The 15,108-nt window shown below is 39.3% G+C and carries 13 protein-coding genes; 7 read left to right on the top strand and 6 right to left on the bottom strand.

Translation table 11 applies throughout. From position 1 onward, the window contains the following. Positions 1-75: 75 nt before the first annotated feature. The 3 genes from ACL6C3_RS29160 to ilvA all read right to left on the bottom strand — a co-directional run bounded on the left by ACL6C3_RS29160 (position 76) and on the right by ilvA (position 4,483). Positions 76-1,170: a DUF3474 domain-containing protein gene (locus tag ACL6C3_RS29160; protein WP_413163494.1), complete on the bottom strand. Its 1,095-nt coding sequence runs from the start codon at positions 1,168-1,170 to the stop codon at positions 76-78. Positions 1,171-1,615: 445 nt separating this feature from the next. Further along, positions 1,616-2,956, bottom strand: coding sequence for a TMEM143 family protein (locus tag ACL6C3_RS29155; protein WP_413163493.1), 1,341 nt, complete (start codon positions 2,954-2,956; stop codon positions 1,616-1,618). Between the two features lie 15 nt (positions 2,957-2,971). Further along, the gene (gene ilvA / locus ACL6C3_RS29150; protein WP_413163492.1) at positions 2,972-4,483 is read right to left on the bottom strand and encodes a threonine ammonia-lyase, biosynthetic; all 1,512 of its coding nucleotides are present in this window, start codon (positions 4,481-4,483) and stop codon (positions 2,972-2,974) included. A gap of 386 nt (positions 4,484-4,869) precedes the next feature. Between ilvA and ACL6C3_RS29145 the strand changes: the two genes are divergently transcribed. From ACL6C3_RS29145 to ACL6C3_RS29125, 5 genes are all read left to right on the top strand, one after another. After that, a complete protein-coding gene (locus ACL6C3_RS29145) occupies positions 4,870-6,006 on the top strand; it encodes a Tudor-knot domain-containing protein (protein ID WP_413163490.1) in 1,137 nt (378 codons plus the stop codon). Between the two features lie 228 nt (positions 6,007-6,234). Then, positions 6,235-8,271: a serine hydrolase domain-containing protein gene (locus tag ACL6C3_RS29140; protein ID WP_413163489.1), complete on the top strand. Its 2,037-nt coding sequence runs from the start codon at positions 6,235-6,237 to the stop codon at positions 8,269-8,271. 109 nt (positions 8,272-8,380) lie between these two features. Continuing rightward, positions 8,381-9,022 (top strand): Uma2 family endonuclease, encoded by a 642-nt coding sequence (locus tag ACL6C3_RS29135; protein WP_413163488.1) that lies wholly within the window; start codon positions 8,381-8,383, stop codon positions 9,020-9,022. 71 nt (positions 9,023-9,093) lie between these two features. Beyond that, positions 9,094-9,519 carry an HHL1-like protein gene (locus ACL6C3_RS29130; protein ID WP_413163487.1) on the top strand — a complete coding sequence of 142 codons (426 nt, stop codon included), beginning with the start codon at positions 9,094-9,096 and terminating at the stop codon, positions 9,517-9,519. A gap of 77 nt (positions 9,520-9,596) precedes the next feature. Then, the gene (locus ACL6C3_RS29125) at positions 9,597-10,019 is read left to right on the top strand and encodes a hypothetical protein (RefSeq protein WP_413163486.1); all 423 of its coding nucleotides are present in this window, start codon (positions 9,597-9,599) and stop codon (positions 10,017-10,019) included. Positions 10,020-10,080: 61 nt separating this feature from the next. On the opposite strand, the gene ACL6C3_RS29120 is transcribed toward ACL6C3_RS29125, so the two are convergent. The 3 genes from ACL6C3_RS29120 to ACL6C3_RS29110 form a co-directional block, all read right to left on the bottom strand. Further along, positions 10,081-11,118 carry an MAE_28990/MAE_18760 family HEPN-like nuclease gene (locus tag ACL6C3_RS29120; RefSeq protein ID WP_413163485.1) on the bottom strand — a complete coding sequence of 346 codons (1,038 nt, stop codon included), beginning with the start codon at positions 11,116-11,118 and terminating at the stop codon, positions 10,081-10,083. Between the two features lie 6 nt (positions 11,119-11,124). After that, positions 11,125-12,279 (bottom strand): DUF262 domain-containing protein, encoded by a 1,155-nt coding sequence (locus tag ACL6C3_RS29115; RefSeq protein ID WP_413163483.1) that lies wholly within the window; start codon positions 12,277-12,279, stop codon positions 11,125-11,127. Positions 12,280-12,455: 176 nt separating this feature from the next. Then, complete coding sequence (locus ACL6C3_RS29110; RefSeq protein ID WP_413163482.1) at positions 12,456-13,058, bottom strand: 2OG-Fe(II) oxygenase family protein; 603 nt, start codon at positions 13,056-13,058, stop codon at positions 12,456-12,458. A gap of 49 nt (positions 13,059-13,107) precedes the next feature. Between ACL6C3_RS29110 and ACL6C3_RS29105 the strand changes: the two genes are divergently transcribed. After that, positions 13,108-13,848: a hypothetical protein gene (locus ACL6C3_RS29105; RefSeq protein ID WP_413163480.1), complete on the top strand. Its 741-nt coding sequence runs from the start codon at positions 13,108-13,110 to the stop codon at positions 13,846-13,848. A gap of 60 nt (positions 13,849-13,908) precedes the next feature. Further along, positions 13,909-14,889 (top strand): aldo/keto reductase, encoded by a 981-nt coding sequence (locus ACL6C3_RS29100; RefSeq protein ID WP_413163479.1) that lies wholly within the window; start codon positions 13,909-13,911, stop codon positions 14,887-14,889. Positions 14,890-15,108: the final 219 nt, after the last annotated feature.

The following is a 15,108-nucleotide window of genomic DNA, read 5'->3' as shown; positions in this document are numbered from 1 at the left end:
CCCCTACAAAAGTTTTACCCAATTAAATAGGGTGGGCAATGAATACCCACCCTTAAAAAAGTTCAGATGATAGAGTTAGTCAGGTTTGTTTGTTTTTGAGGAATCTTTCGACTTCCAACCGGACTGATAGTAAACCCCGCTTCCCGTATCGGGAACAAAATGGCAAGCCAAATAAGAGTTAATAAAACTCTTCCAAATGGGTTCGTCAGACTTGCGATAATATTCGCCCAAAATGGGTTTAATTGCCTCCGTTGCGGTTTTTAAATGGTAGTGAGGCATATTCAAGAAAATGTGATGGGCGACGTGGGTACCAATATCGTGATGAATGGAATTAATAAAACCATAATCGCGATCGATGGTTGATAAAGCGCCTTTCAAGAAATACCAATCTTCGCCCCGATACCAAGGAATATCCGCTTCGGTGTGATGCAAATAGGTAACGAGATCCAACCACATCACAAAAATGATATAGGGAACGAGGTAATATTTCAGCAGAAATAACCAGCCAAATTCATAGGTTAAAAAACCGAGAAAACCGACCATTAAAACCCATAAAGTTGAACTGGTGATAATATCCCATTTTTCCGAAGGACGAAACAGGGGACTATTAGGAGAAAAGTGAGAACCTGCACGGTCGGGCGATCGCCGAAACAGATAAATTGGATAAGCCAATAAAGGAATATAAAAGCGGAAAAGCTTTTCATACCAAGGCATCCGATTGTATTTACTTTCAGAAACCGGATACCAGCTTTCATCGGTGTCAAGATTTCCGGTATTGGCGTGATGGGTTCTGTGGCTAATTCTCCAACCGTGATAGGGTACGAGGATGGGAATATGAGACAAATGACCGATGAGATTATTCAGCCATTTTTGCTTAGAAAAAGAACCGTGACCGCAATCATGTCCGACCACAAATAACGCCCAAAACATGGTTCCTTGCATCAGCCAAAAAATGGGGAAAAAGAACCAAGAATCAAGGCTATAAGCGATCGCGTACAAGCCGGCAATAATGGAAATATCGAGAAAGAAATAACTCAAAGATTTCCAAACCGAGGGTTCAAAACAGTGGGCGGGAATAGCCGCCTTTACATCTTGCAGAGTAAACGGTAACTCTTTTGTAGAGGGAGATGAGGCGGTAACAGTCGCCTGACTAACAGTATTAGATTGCACGAAATTTACGATTTGACTTGAATGAAAAAAAATTTGCAGCTTAAGATTCAACCTGACACATTCAGCTTTAAAAAGCCACCATTTCGACTCAACAAGGGTGTCTAAGCGGTAGAATGCCGACGAACCTTCAGCAAGTGATTTTTTTCTAAACGGGCTTGTTAAATAACCAGTTTAGAAAGAGGGCTGTGACTCCTTTGCTGCATCAAAATGTTCTGTGTTAGGCAGAACTGCAATCTGCAATTGATCAACAATGTATATTCTAACCTGGGATGGTTGCAGTTTTCACAATTAATCGTCAAGATTCTGTGAATTTAGCTTTTTTATGGCAAAATTGACTATCAATTGCTGTATACTCCGCTTGTTTTCCAACTTTTTCACCGATTGATCCCGTTTTCGAGGGGTTTAGAATGCCGATTTTGCATCCTGAGGACTGTTTCCGATTTTTTTACAAAGCTTTTCCATTATATTGAAAAGCGTTATCCCAAACCCAATCAATCACAGTTCTTGCTTGTTTTAAAGGGATAACGTGACAATATCCTTGTTGATCATAGGACAATAACGGCACTTCGGGTTGATTGGAATTATCTTCTATTTTGCCTTTAATTTCTTGCAAATTGTTTAACGGGCCGTGAATATCAAAGTTAATCCCAATTCCTAACTTTTCTTGCATCCAATTTTCGATTTTAGCATCCAATTGTTCTGGGTTCAAAGGATTTTGACTCGTTAACAGATGATAATAAACTAAAATAATTTCTTTGCATTCTTCTTCTTCGGCAATATCAATTAATCGCTGAAAGACACTATCATTATTGGCTAAGTTCTTAAAAAACAGCGTATCGGTGACATCTTTTTGAAATTGGATTTTCTTGCTTTTGTAATTATTATATTGTTTAAACGCAAAGCCTCCAAGAGCCATTCCTAAAGATAATGTAGCTACTAAAACCGGCATGATATCTTGAAGTTTATCTTGTTCAACATTTAAGGACTGAATTAAATCTCTAGCATTGAAAACCAGTAAAATTGCAGCAATCAGTAGTAAAATATTCGGTAAAGTTCTTAAGATTAGAGGAATTGCCGCACCCACTGCGGGAACTCCAAACAACAATCGATCTTTCCAGGTCATACTGGTTTTAATATTCGGAAACAGCAAGTCAAGATCGAACTTGGGAATATTTTTGTAAAAGTAAACATACATTTTTCCGGGCGTAAATTTCAATTCCTCCAATGCTTTGGGGTTGGATTCTTTGCGGCTAAAATATCCTTTTCCTTTAAATTTTATTAATAAAACAACCCGTTCAAAAATCTCAATGGTTTTTTCTTCCTCCCAAAAGAAGAACTTTTTAACTTTAGTTGTTGTCGTGGTATCGCCCCGATAATAGCAGAGAAATTGCTCGAAGTCATTAAAATCAACGTGAGTTTGTAAGTTGATCAAAGACTTTTGTCCCAAAGCTTTATCAACGATTGATTTTGACAGTCGAATATAATTAGCCCGTTCTAAAATATGGTTAAACGCCTCAACCACTTTAGATTGCATTTGGTTATATTGATCTAAATTGGGTTCTTCTAAGGGTTCAACATCAGCATTGGGGTTAAAAACGGCGTAATTCTCTTTTATAATTTCCAGGGTTTTATGAAAACGAAAGTGGTAAAAAGCCGATAGAATTTGACAAAACTCTTTAAAGGTTTGAGTATCTTCCCGGCTTAATTTGCCATCTTTGAGACAGAGTTCGATAATATCGCTGCGACGATAGGGAATATAGGCTTCTAGTTTGGTGTTATCAGTCATAATTTTGTCAGAGAATTATCCCAAAAACAGTTGATAAGCGGGATTTTGATTTTCATCCCAATAGCGATAACCGAGAGTATCAAGAAACGCTTGCCATTGTTCCATTTCTTGGGGAGGAACTTGCATTCCCACTACAATTCTGCCATAGTCTGAACCATTATTTCGGTAGTGAAATAAGCTAATATTCCAGTTGGGACTCATGGAAGCGACAAACTTCATTAAAGCGCCGGGACGTTCGGGAAATTCAAAACGATATAATAATTCATGGTGAGCTAATGGGGAACGTCCGCCAACCATGTGACGCAAATGTAATTTGACCAATTCATTATCGGTTAAGTCTAAAGTTTTTAAACCCTGCGCTTCAAAACTTTCCATTAATTGAACCGCATCGGCACGGTTTTCAATTTGAACTCCGACAAAAATATGCGCTTCTTTTTCCTCAGCAATTCGATAGTTAAATTCGGTTAAACTGCGCTTTCCCAAACAATCACAAAACTTGCGAAGACTACCGGGTTTTTCGGGAATTGTGACTGCAAAAATGGCTTCTCGACGTTCTCCGAGTTCAGCACGTTCGGCAACAAACCGCAAACGGTCAAAATTCATATTCGCACCGCAGGCGACTGCAACTAATGTTTTATCTTTAATTTTTTCCCGTTCAACATATGCTTTTGCTCCCGCAATTGCCAAGGCACCGGCGGGTTCTAAAATCGAACGAGTATCTTCAAAAACATCTTTAATTGCGGCACAAGTATCATCGGTTCCCACGAGAATAATTTCATCGAGATACTGTTGACAAAGGCGAAACGTTTCGTCCCCAACTTCCCGCACGGCAACCCCATCGGCAAACAGTCCGACTTGGGATAATTTAACCCGATGTCCGGCTTTTAATGACTGCGACATCGCATCCGCATCCACAGGTTCAACGCCAATTATTTTAATTTCTGGACGCAATCGTTTGACATAAGCGGCAATTCCAGAAATTAATCCACCGCCACCAATTGCCACAAAAATAGCATGAATCGGTTGTTGATACTGCCGCAAAATTTCCATGCCAATTGTTCCCTGTCCGGCAATCACATCGGGGTCATTAAAAGGATGAATAAAAGTTAACCCTTTTTCTATTTCTAATTGGCGGGCATAGTCATAAGCTTCATCAAAGGTTTCTCCGTGTAAAACCACCTCGCCACCTCTGGCTTTAACGGCATCAATTTTAACTTGGGGAGTGGTCACAGGCATAACAATAATCGCTTTTGTTCCCAAACGACGGGCGGCCAAAGCAACACCTTGAGCGTGATTTCCCGCCGATGCCGCTATCACCCCAACTGCCAGTAAATCTGGGGGAAGTTGTGCCATTTTGTTGTAGGCTCCCCGCAATTTAAAGGAGAAAACAGACTGCATATCTTCCCGTTTGAGGAGGAGTTTATTATTCAATCGTTTCGAGAGGTTGGGAGCGGGTTCTAAGGGCGTTTCTTGGGCGACATCGTAAACGCGAGCGGTGAGAATTCGTTCGAGGTAGTTGCAGTTCATGGGGTTGAGTGAGTCAGAATAACAGATGGGGTAATTTTACAGGATTTTTGTAACTTTTCTGTCAGTCAGATTAAAGGTTAATCGTTTTACAGATTGATGTTATAATGATAAAACAGATTGAATCGGGTTATACTTTAAATAAAATTTACAATTTCCTCAAGCGATCGTTTAAAATGTATTGTAGAGAAAAATAGGATCTCAATGCAGCCTATATTCAATCTTTTGAAGCGATAGTTTTCTCTCAATTTCGCCCTGAGGGGTTCAACGTCTGCTCGCGATTCGGGAGGAAAACAGAGTTGTCTTTTGAGAGAGAAAACTTGGCTGTCATCGCCTCATCTGGGTGAAAACTTAGTAATTTTTAGAACGTTTTTTTGGAGGAATGACTCATGGATAAATCCATTATTCAGTTAGCTGACGCGCTTCCCACCGATAATATTACGGTCAAAGTGTTAAAGGCGCTTGATTATATCATGCCCGGTCAGTGGAATAATTTAGTCGGATTTGATAATAGTATTCGCAGCATTACTGGAGAAACAGATAGTCAACGGATTCAAAGAATTCGCGATCGCGCAATCGCATTATACCACGATCCGCAACAGGGTTATCAAACGGCGATCAAACTTTATCAAACCATCGATACAGCCGATACAGTCATGGCGACCGCAGCCTTGGCGAATAAAATAGGTGAAAAAATTAGTTTTCTCTCCTTTTTAAGCAATTTTACCCCGAAAGCGGATTTAACCCAAACCATTGATTTATTGCTCAAAATTACCGTTGAAATTATCGCCTTTTGTAAGTTAAACGGCATTCCCCAACCGAACCCGCAAGTTTTTGCAACGGTGTTAGCCAATAACTATCAAGATGCGGCGTTAATGCGGATGGAAGCCTTAGTTTGTATTGATGCAATTTTACCGTTAGGCCCCGATTTTATTGGTAAAATTCACGGAATGATTGATGGCGCTGATAGTAGTGTTATCGCTCAAAATCAAGTCTTCAATTCCGTGAGTGGCGCCATTCCCGGTAATAATGCTTCGGATAAATTTGGGTTTATCAAACAAGGGTTCAACGCCATACAAGGCTGGATGAATAATTTAGTTCAAAAAACCGGGGTAACGCCTCAGTCTGTTCTCGACCAGGTGGGAACTTTTATTCAAATTGCCGATGATAACTTAGACTTGGTGGCGGCATTGCTTGACCAAACGACCAACTATTATGAACATACCGGAATCCAAACCGTAACCCGGAAACTCATTCTCGATGCTTATGCTTCTATTCAAGCCGAACTTCCCGCAGCTTCAGGTAATTTTACTCCCAGTTTTTCACCCGCAGCAACGGCGAGTAACAGTCGGTTTTCCGTCGGTCAAACGGTAGAAGTTTGGGATAAAAACGAAGGCGAATGGTATGAAGCCACCATTCAAAATATCAAAGTCAAAAATGAGAAAACCAAATATTTCGTGCATTATAGTGGCTATGATTCCGATGAGGATGAATGGGTGAAAGAAAAAAACATTCGTTCTCGCTAACCCAAAGTTAACGGTTGAATAAGTTGCTGAGGAATAACTCTCGAATTTTTGACCGTTAATGGATATCTGGATGAATAGAACAGAATAATCAGAGGTCAAATTCCCAAAAAAGAGTGTATCTAAAGAAAATTTAACATCTTTTTAAGGAATTCTCTCACCTCAGTAGGAAGACTGGCTCTGATTTTTTCTCTAAAGTTAAACCATTCGGTTGAATTCATCCAGATATCTATGAACAGTTCCAAATTCAAGCGTCTTTTTCACGCTCAATACTGGAGACGGTTTACTCAGTTTCTCCTCTGTGCAGTAACAGCATTAATTCTGGTTTTATCCTATTCTAGTGTACTCGCAGCCATTCCTATCGCGCAAAATTCTCAAAATCAAGTTCCACTTTTATCACCAGAACCTCAGAAACCCACCCCAAAACCCCAAACGGTTCCTCCTGCTCTTAATAAGCTGACAAACCCCGAAGAAATCGCCAAATTTTTTGATGAACGCTTCAATGAACAAATGCAGGAACAACATATTCCTGGGGGCGTTGTTTCGTTGGTAAAAGATGGCTCAATTGTATTTGAAAAAGGCTACGGTTACGCCAACGTTGAAGAAGAAATTCCGGTACAAGCAGATACAACTTTATTTCGGGTTGCTTCCCTATCCAAACTGTTTACCGATACCGCAGTGATGCAACTTTATGAACGGGGTTCAGTTCAGTTAGATGTTGATGTTAATCAATACCTAAAAACGTTTCAAATCGACTCTAATTTTGAAGAACCCGTCACCCTATCAAATTTAATGACTCAAACGGATGGTACCAGCCAACGACTGCTAGGAATCGCCGCAAATACCCCCGAAAAAATGTTACCGCTAGAAGAATTTCTTCCCCAACGAATGCCTCCGTTTGTTTGGCCACCAGGAGAACTTTATACCTATTCTAATACGGGAATTTCTCTGGCGGGTTATATCGTCGAAAGTGTTTCAGGTGTTCCCTTTACAGAATATATTGATCAAAATATTCTGCAACCGCTATCGATGCAAAATAGCAGTTTTCAGCAACCTTTACCTTCAAACTTAGCCTCTAACTTAGCCGTCGGTTATCAATACAAAAAGGGAGAATTTCAACCCCTACCTTTTTTGTATCTTAATATCGCGCCAGCAGCAGCTTTGTCAGCAACAGCCAGTGATATGGCACATTTTATGATTACTCACCTGCAAAATGGCCGCTACGAAAACGCTCAAATTTTAGAGCCAGAAACCGTTGAGTTGATGCACGAGCAACACTTTACTCATCATCCCAAATTACCGGGAACTGGATACGGTTTTCATGAACGGGTCACTAATAATTTACGGGTAATTGGACACGCGGGAAATATGATTGGATATTCCAGTATGTTAAGTTTGATTCCCGAAAAAAATGTCGGTTTATTTATTGCCTTTAATAAATATTCTCCCGTCACACCCGGAAAAATTGTGGAACAATTTTTGCACCGTTATTTTCCCGAGTCCAACGCCTCAGTTAACCCGGAAAAAATAGATTTAGGAGATGATATTCAACGGTTTGCGGGAACCTATCAAGATGTTGAATATCCCCGTGATACCTTTGCAAAATTGACGGCACCCTTCGGACACGTTCATGTTAAAGTCAATGAAAATGGCACCTTAAGAATTGAAACACCCGGTTTATTTTTCCCCGGAAAGGTTTTAGCAAAAGAGTTAATTCCCGTTGAACCTTTACTCTTTAAACGAGCCGATACTGATGGATATTCGGCGTTTGCAGAAGATGAAGAGGGAAAAATTACTTACCTTTTTAATCCCGTTGGGACAAAAATTGGTGCATTTGAAAAAGTGTCTCCATCGGCTACAATTGTCTTTCAACTTTGGATGGCAGGAATTTGTGTATTAATCTTTTTCTCTGCGGTTTTAGTGGGACTGAGAACCGTAATTAAAGGGAATCTTTCAGCACCTTCTGGGTTAGCAATGGCGGTTTGTTTACTGTACATTATCTTTTTAGTTGGTTTCGGTTTGAGTTTTTGGTTAATTGCACCCTGGAAACTCGCTTACGGTAAACCCGTCATCATTAAAGCCTTGCTCTTTATCCCACCAATTTCAGCCATTTTATCGCTAGGTTTACCCTTTTTAACCCTCAAAGTTTGGCAAAATAAAAATTGGTCGAATTTCGGACGATTGCACTACACCTTAACTACTTTGGCGGCTTTGTTTTTTATTCCCATACTTTTGTACTGGAATGTGATGTCACCGATAAGTTTCTAGTCTTCAACTCAAACTAATTGTAGAGATGTCGGGGGCATCTCTATTTTTATGATTTACATAAAATTCCCCGTCAGTTATAATAGAATTGATTGCTTCCAATGGAACAGTTATGACTCAGCTAAAAACTCAATTATTAACCGATACTTGGATGAATGCAACCTGGGAAGAATACCTTTTCGCTATCGAAAACCCGGCTTATGAACAAGCCAGAGGTTATTATTTTAACGGACGTATGAGGTTAGAAATGTCTCCCCTTGGAAATCCCCATTCTCGCGACCATGCAGCAGTGATTGGCTTTCTTTATTTATATGCAAGTCTTCGAGGTTTAGACTTAGATGTTCACGATAACTGCACTTATCGCAAAGTCGGCTATGAAGAAGCACAACCCGATGTTTCTTTTTATGTCGGTTCCAAAGCTGAAATTGTGCCTTGGGAAGCAACAATTATCGATCTTAATACTTATCCTGCGCCGGATTTGGTGATAGAAGTTGCCTATTCTTCCCTGTCCGATGATAAAGGAGAAAAACGTTTACTTTATGAATCTTTGGGAGTCGGAGAATATTGGATTATTGATGTCAAAGCCGCTCAAATTATTGCCTTTAAAATTGAGAATCGAGGAAGTTATAGAATTGAACAGTCTCAAGTTTTTGCAGGTTTAGAAATTGCACTCTTAGAAGAAGCGTTACGCCGCAGTCGCCAAATGAATCACGGTAAAGTCAGCACTTGGCTGCTGTCTCAGTTCCAAGCTTGAGGCGAGGGGAGACAAATTTCTGAAAAGGTTGTAAACTTTTATTAAAGTATAACATTTAACGTTTAACAACCATGCCAACCAAACAAGGATTCGGAAAGACTCAACCGCAAGCCAAACCCTCCAAACGCGCCGTTGAACGCAGCAAAGCGGCCAAGGAATATGAGAAAATGAAGGCTGACGGTACCCCGGACTATGAGATTTACATTCGGGTTCAGGGACAGAAAAACTGGTATCCCGTCGGTGTAGTCGCCGTACAACGCTCAAATCAAATCAATCAAGCCATTTTCGGAAGTCAAGAAGACTTGTTACAAGGTGCGTTTCGACTGTTCCCCCGTTTGCGGAAACACCAAAATCAACTCGAATTTGGCTATCGTCTCAAAGAATTTAAAGATGAACCCATCCAAGTCGCCGTTCCGCCTCAATCTGGATCTAATGGTTTACAAACTGCGATCGCATCCCTGAAAAATCGGGTTTCTTCGCTGTTGAAAAAAGGTTAAATTTTCTGTAGGGGTGGGTCAGTTCCCACCTCTTTTTTGACCTAAAAAATAAGAAATAAAAGAATAGGAATTTAAGAATGGGACAGTTAGAACGGCTTGTATTAATGGCTGAGGATGAATTAACTCAGTATAGCACAGATGGTCGTAAAATTCAAAGACTGCGCCGCAAAATTGGGATATCTGTTTCCCTAGCAGAACAACAAAAAGTGAAGGCTGCACTGTTAGAAGAAATGCCAACAGATTGGATTAGTAAGTTAATTGAAGAACAGCGTCAAACCGTTGCGTTACCCTTTTGGGGAATTGCGGGACTTGGCTTATTATTTGGTATTTCTTTTATGCAACCGTTGGATTTAATTGCAACCGTTGTCGGGGGTTATGCGGCGATAAAAATTCAACAAATTGGCTGGAAATTGCAAGCCAAACGGTTAGTGATTCAAACCTTAGAAGCCATTGAACAGGACATTCAAAAACCCGCTTCCCCCGAAACCACTTCGGCTTAAAACAAAGGATTGGGTTGGCAAGTGTTAACCCAGTCTATAGTAAATGAGATCTTTTAGGCTATTAAATTTTATAAAGACTGAATCCTTTGCTTATTTTGATATCGGTATCAAATTTTAATCCGACCTCTGTTTCCGAGGTGATTTGCGCTTCATCTGTAGAAACATCATTAATTTTAATGCTCTCAATTTTTGCTAATTTACAGCATGAAGATACCTCATTGACTAGAAAAATATTATCTCCTACTGTCAAACTAATATCTTTAACTTTTGCAACTGCTGCTCTTGGCTTTTTAAACCATTCTGTGATTTTTCCGACTTCTTTGATCTGTCCTACCTTACTTTTTTCCTGAATGACTTGATAGGTCACTAACTCAGCTAAAGCTTTACACAAGGCTTCGACAAAATCACCTAAATTGAGAAGTTCATCAGTTCCTAAAATCTCATCAATCGTTCCGTGCGCTGCTTCATTTCGATAGTCAATCAGTTGTTTTAGTTCTCCTTCGGGTGTATTTTGATTTCCTCTAATTTCTTCTACAAAATACTTAATTTCTCTATGCTTAATTACCCATCTCCAGGTATTTTCTATACCCGCATCTGAAAATAATTTTTCTAGTATATCCTTGCGTAAGTTTTGCTCATGTAATAAAAAGGCTTCCGGGAGAAGTTCATACTTTCCAGTAGCCGTAATTCCAGAAAATAAGCCTTGAACGACTGTTTCCACCGAAAGATGCTGAAATCTATTTTTATTGATATCCAGTAGTAAACGTCCTATCCCTTCTCTATGAGTATTCTGGATTTTTTCACTTAACTGTGAATAACTTGACACTATCTCAGGTAAAACTCGCAGCCAATCAGTAATTAAATCCTCAACAAATCGTTCATAAATAGCATACAATCGTGTAACTACAGCACAATGATCATAAATTTGCCATTCAGTTTCGCTAGGAACAGCGTCAATTAAATCTGTTTTATCCTCCAATAGTTTTCTAATTTCATTTTCTTCTACAAAAAGGATACCTCTCAGTATATCATTACTTTTGATGATTGCACGCACCGTAGAAATTTCTTGACTTGCCCTGTTTATTAAGTCGTCAAACATTGCAAGCTATTCTCCTATAACTTGCAAAAGCATATTGTCAAATAGTTCGATTCTTTGTTTAATTTCCGCTTTTGTTTTTCCCAATCCAGTTAAGAGACGTGATTCTGGCTTGCTAAATAGCTTCTTCGTTTCTTCAATAACTATTGATTTCTTTTTAATAATAATTTCTGATTTTTCCAAATGCCGACTAAACCCAACCATCACAGCATCGTAATAGGCTTTGTAAGATTTATCTTTCCAAGTATCTTTTTTGGGATCAAAAGGTTTAAATAAATACTCTCCATAAATCTCATAACCCAGCCGAATCGTCTCTAAAAAAATAGTTTTCAGAATTTCTATATCTTCATCTGTAAAAGTAAAGCTTTTCATCATATAGAGGTCTAAAAAATTCTTCATTCCTCCAGTAAAATGTTCTACATTTCTGAGAGCAAAAAAGCGAAGAATTAACTCGGTATCTTCCATTTTTTTATAAAGATTATTTTTGTTAAGATTTGGGTCATCTTCGTCTATCGGAATTTCCCAGGCTTGAGTGAAGATAGGATTACGCGATAACTCTAGCAATAATTTATCCAATTCTCCATAATACAAGCAATGTCTAATTTCCTGATTGCTTAAATCCACTCCCCCAGTATTTAGACGTTCAAAGGTTTTTTGTTTTAGAAATAAAGCCTCTTCAGGATTGGAAGTTGATTCGGCGATGATAACGATAGATGATATCGAGCGCCTATCAATTCCTGCACGAACTTTTACAGGTAGTTGACTATAGGTGTGTCCATCAAGGTCTTTCCAGATTTCTAGTCCAGTTAGTTTGAGTTTATCTTCATAAAAATTTTGAATCGCAGTAATTCTTTGTTGACCATCCATTACTTCATAAGAGTTATAGTCTATTTCAAAAAGAATAATCGGCGGAATCGGAATATTAATCAAGAATGACTCAATTAATCGCGATTGCTTCTTTTCATCCCAACGAGGTCTTCTTTGAAAAAAGGGTCGTACATTTATATACCCAGGTTTTTTTAGTGACTCAGCAAAACTTGGAAGCTTTTCTCTATTAATTTCGGTTAATATCCTTTTATCATTTATATCACCATCAGCTTTTTCAGTTCCCAATTTTCCAAGAGATTTCTCCCACATTTTTTCTTCAACTGGTGCAAAAGGCATTCTGTCAATCCTCCGTGAGTCTACTTTTATACAAGAATTGTAGCCATCTTAATCTTCAAAGCAAAATCTACTTATACTCTGGCTTGGTTGTCTCATCTCTATTATTATAAATAGGGTTAACGCAAACAACAACATTGGTTTGAATATCCGATCGCCAAATCAACTCGACCTCAAAATTACTTCCGCTTTTTCTTCGCCGCCCTTGATTCTATCGTAAATTCTGGAATCTCCTGCAATTCAATTTCACTCAAATTATACTGCTCGCAAACTAAACTTAAACGGGTTCCAGTGGTTCTAACTGCATTAACAGAATGGGTGAGATTGCCCTGAAAAAAGAGTAAAGTATTAACTTGGGGTTTCACCTGTCCAACTTGTTTTTTGTCAGAACGTAAAACCAGTTCTCCCCCTTCTAAATTAACCGGAACTTGAACGTACAAAACGCTGACAACGACAGGAGGTTCAACGGTTTTACAATAAGAGCGTAAAGATCGATCAATATGCGGATCAACTCGCGAACCGGCTTTTAATACCAGAGGGTTAAGATAAAACGCATTACAAGAAGGATCTAACGCCTGTTCTAGATAGCTTTTAAAAAAAGGAAAACGCCGTTCAACTTCCGCCTGTTTCGAGCGTTTAAACACCACAGAAAAGCCTTTTGTATCGATAAAATCGCGGTTAAGGTTGTTAATCGCCAGATAAGGACAAGCCATAATTTCTCCCCGTAGAGAGTTAAGATAGGCGAGAGAGAAAACATCTCGGCGTTGAGAATAATAGTTCATTTTTAGAGCGAATCGTTTAGAATTTATGATAGTCAAATTAGGTGACTCTATGGCACTGTCAAATTTTAGCAAATTCCAACAGTCTAAGCCTTTGATTTCTGCATTATTTTGGTTGCTATCAGCTATCTACATCTATATTTTACTCCTTTCCCCGCCCCAACAACTCCTTCCCGGCGAACCCATTTGGGCGGTTCAACCGGAAACATTAAAAGAAATTGTCAACGAATCGATTAATTTCTTCTTTATTTTACCCTTTTTAAATGCGGTGGGCATTGAATCTATGCAAGCCCCAATTGTTCACCCTTGGATCGAGAGTTTGTTCAACTTCGCCGAAGCTTGGATTTTTATGTTTTTACCTTTATTGCTGCTTGATTCCAAAGGTCGAGAATTCCCGAAAATTATTATCTGGAGTTTGGCAATGTTTCTCACTAATACGTTCTTACTTCCTTATATGGCTTGGTGGTTTACCGTTCCCGATGGGGAAACCGAAGACAAACCAACCAAGGGTTTATTGTCGAAAATATTCGGTTTTATCGGTTTAATTATCGGAACATTTTCTATGGTTTGGGCGGTGGTTGGTCGTCCAGAATTTGGAGATATGGCGGCGAGAAGTACATTTTTTGTGGAGAATTTTATTAGTAACCGGGTAACAATTGCGTTTTGTGTTGATGTGGTTTTATTTTATCTTTTTCAAATCATACTGATGGGAAGTCTTGAAGTTGTTGGAAGTAAAAAACGACGGTTAAGATTTATTCCCTTTTGGGGTTTGGCGGTGTGGTTGATTTTGTAAAATTTTACGGATGAACCAATTAATTATACACTGTTAGAAAGACATCTACATCGAGTTAAAATGCAAACAAATCAAACACTTTCTTTACCCGAAATGGGTTGCGGAACATGGGCGTGGGGAAACCGACTGCTGTGGGGTTATGATGAAAGTATGGATAAAGAACTTCAGGAGGTTTTTAACCTGTGTGTTAGCAATGGAGTGACTTTATTTGATACGGGGGATTCTTACGGAACCGGAAAATTAAACGGACGCAGCGAGAGTCTTTTAGGACAATTTTCAAGTCAATATTCGGGTTTAAATTCCGATCAAATTTGTATCGCCACCAAACTGGCTGCTTACCCCGGTCGATTAACGCGAAATGCCATGATTTCCGCCTGTAAAGCCTCCGCCAAACGGTTAGGAAGAAATGTAGATTTAGTGCAGATGCACTGGTCAACGGCGAACTATTTCCCCTGGCAAGAGTGGCCGTTATTGGACGGTTTGGCTGACCTTTATCAGCAGGGAGAAGTTAAAGGGGTTGGTTTGTCAAATTATGGGCCGAAACGACTGAAAAAAGTTGATCAAAAATTTCGCGATCGCGGAGTTCCCATTACCACTTTACAAGTTCAATATTCTCTCCTTTCCACCTATCCTATCACAGAATTAGGCTTAAAAGACGTTTGTGATGAACTCGGAATTAAAATCATTGCTTACAGTCCCCTCGCCTTGGGAATTTTAACCGGAAAATATTCAGAAAAAGGCCCTTTTCCCAAAGGAATTCGAGGTTTAGTCTTTCGGCAAATTTTACCGGGAGTGAAACCGCTTTTATCCTGTTTAAAAGAGATCTCAGAATCTCGAAATAAAACGATGTCACAAGTCGCAATTAATTGGTGTATTTGTAAAGGAACCATTCCCATTCCTGGGGCGAAAAATTCCGAACAAGCTAAACAAAATATTGGGGCGTTGGGTTGGAAACTCGATTCCGGTGAAGTTGAAGAACTCGACAAAGCCGCAGCTAGCGTTGATAAAAAAATGGTGCAGAATATTTTTCAAACGAAGTAATCTAAAACCCAGTTATCTATTGAGGATGGGGAAAAACAACTTAATTCAAAATATATAGCGGCGTTGCTTCGGAGGTACATCCCAAAAACCCGGTTTATATTGAGAAACCGGGTTTTTAATTTTGAGGATGGGGAAAGACAACTTAATTTAAGATACAACTTACCCCTCTTCAATTTCTTTCAACTCCGATCCGGTCAATTCCGCAAAACAAAATAAAAC

The organism is Capilliphycus salinus ALCB114379, from assembly GCF_047276495.1.
GTDB lineage: Bacteria > Cyanobacteriota > Cyanobacteriia > Cyanobacteriales > Microcoleaceae > Capilliphycus > Capilliphycus salinus.
Note: the sequence above shows the minus strand (reverse complement) of the source record. Positions and strands in the feature narration are given on the sequence as shown.

Coding starts and splice junctions, on each gene's coding strand:
- ACL6C3_RS29100 (WP_413163479.1), top strand. CDS start 13,909: ATGCAAACAAATCAAACACTTTCTTTACCCGAAATGGGTTGCGGAACA.
- ACL6C3_RS29135 (WP_413163488.1), top strand. CDS start 8,381: ATGACTCAGCTAAAAACTCAATTATTAACCGATACTTGGATGAATGCA.
- ACL6C3_RS29155 (WP_413163493.1), bottom strand. CDS start 2,956: ATGACTGATAACACCAAACTAGAAGCCTATATTCCCTATCGTCGCAGC.
- ACL6C3_RS29130 (WP_413163487.1), top strand. CDS start 9,094: ATGCCAACCAAACAAGGATTCGGAAAGACTCAACCGCAAGCCAAACCC.
- ilvA (WP_413163492.1), bottom strand. CDS start 4,483: ATGAACTGCAACTACCTCGAACGAATTCTCACCGCTCGCGTTTACGAT.
- ACL6C3_RS29120 (WP_413163485.1), bottom strand. CDS start 11,118: ATGTTTGACGACTTAATAAACAGGGCAAGTCAAGAAATTTCTACGGTG.
- ACL6C3_RS29125 (WP_413163486.1), top strand. CDS start 9,597: ATGGGACAGTTAGAACGGCTTGTATTAATGGCTGAGGATGAATTAACT.
- ACL6C3_RS29105 (WP_413163480.1), top strand. CDS start 13,108: ATGGCACTGTCAAATTTTAGCAAATTCCAACAGTCTAAGCCTTTGATT.
- ACL6C3_RS29145 (WP_413163490.1), top strand. CDS start 4,870: ATGGATAAATCCATTATTCAGTTAGCTGACGCGCTTCCCACCGATAAT.
- ACL6C3_RS29110 (WP_413163482.1), bottom strand. CDS start 13,058: ATGAACTATTATTCTCAACGCCGAGATGTTTTCTCTCTCGCCTATCTT.
- ACL6C3_RS29115 (WP_413163483.1), bottom strand. CDS start 12,279: ATGCCTTTTGCACCAGTTGAAGAAAAAATGTGGGAGAAATCTCTTGGA.
- ACL6C3_RS29140 (WP_413163489.1), top strand. CDS start 6,235: ATGAACAGTTCCAAATTCAAGCGTCTTTTTCACGCTCAATACTGGAGA.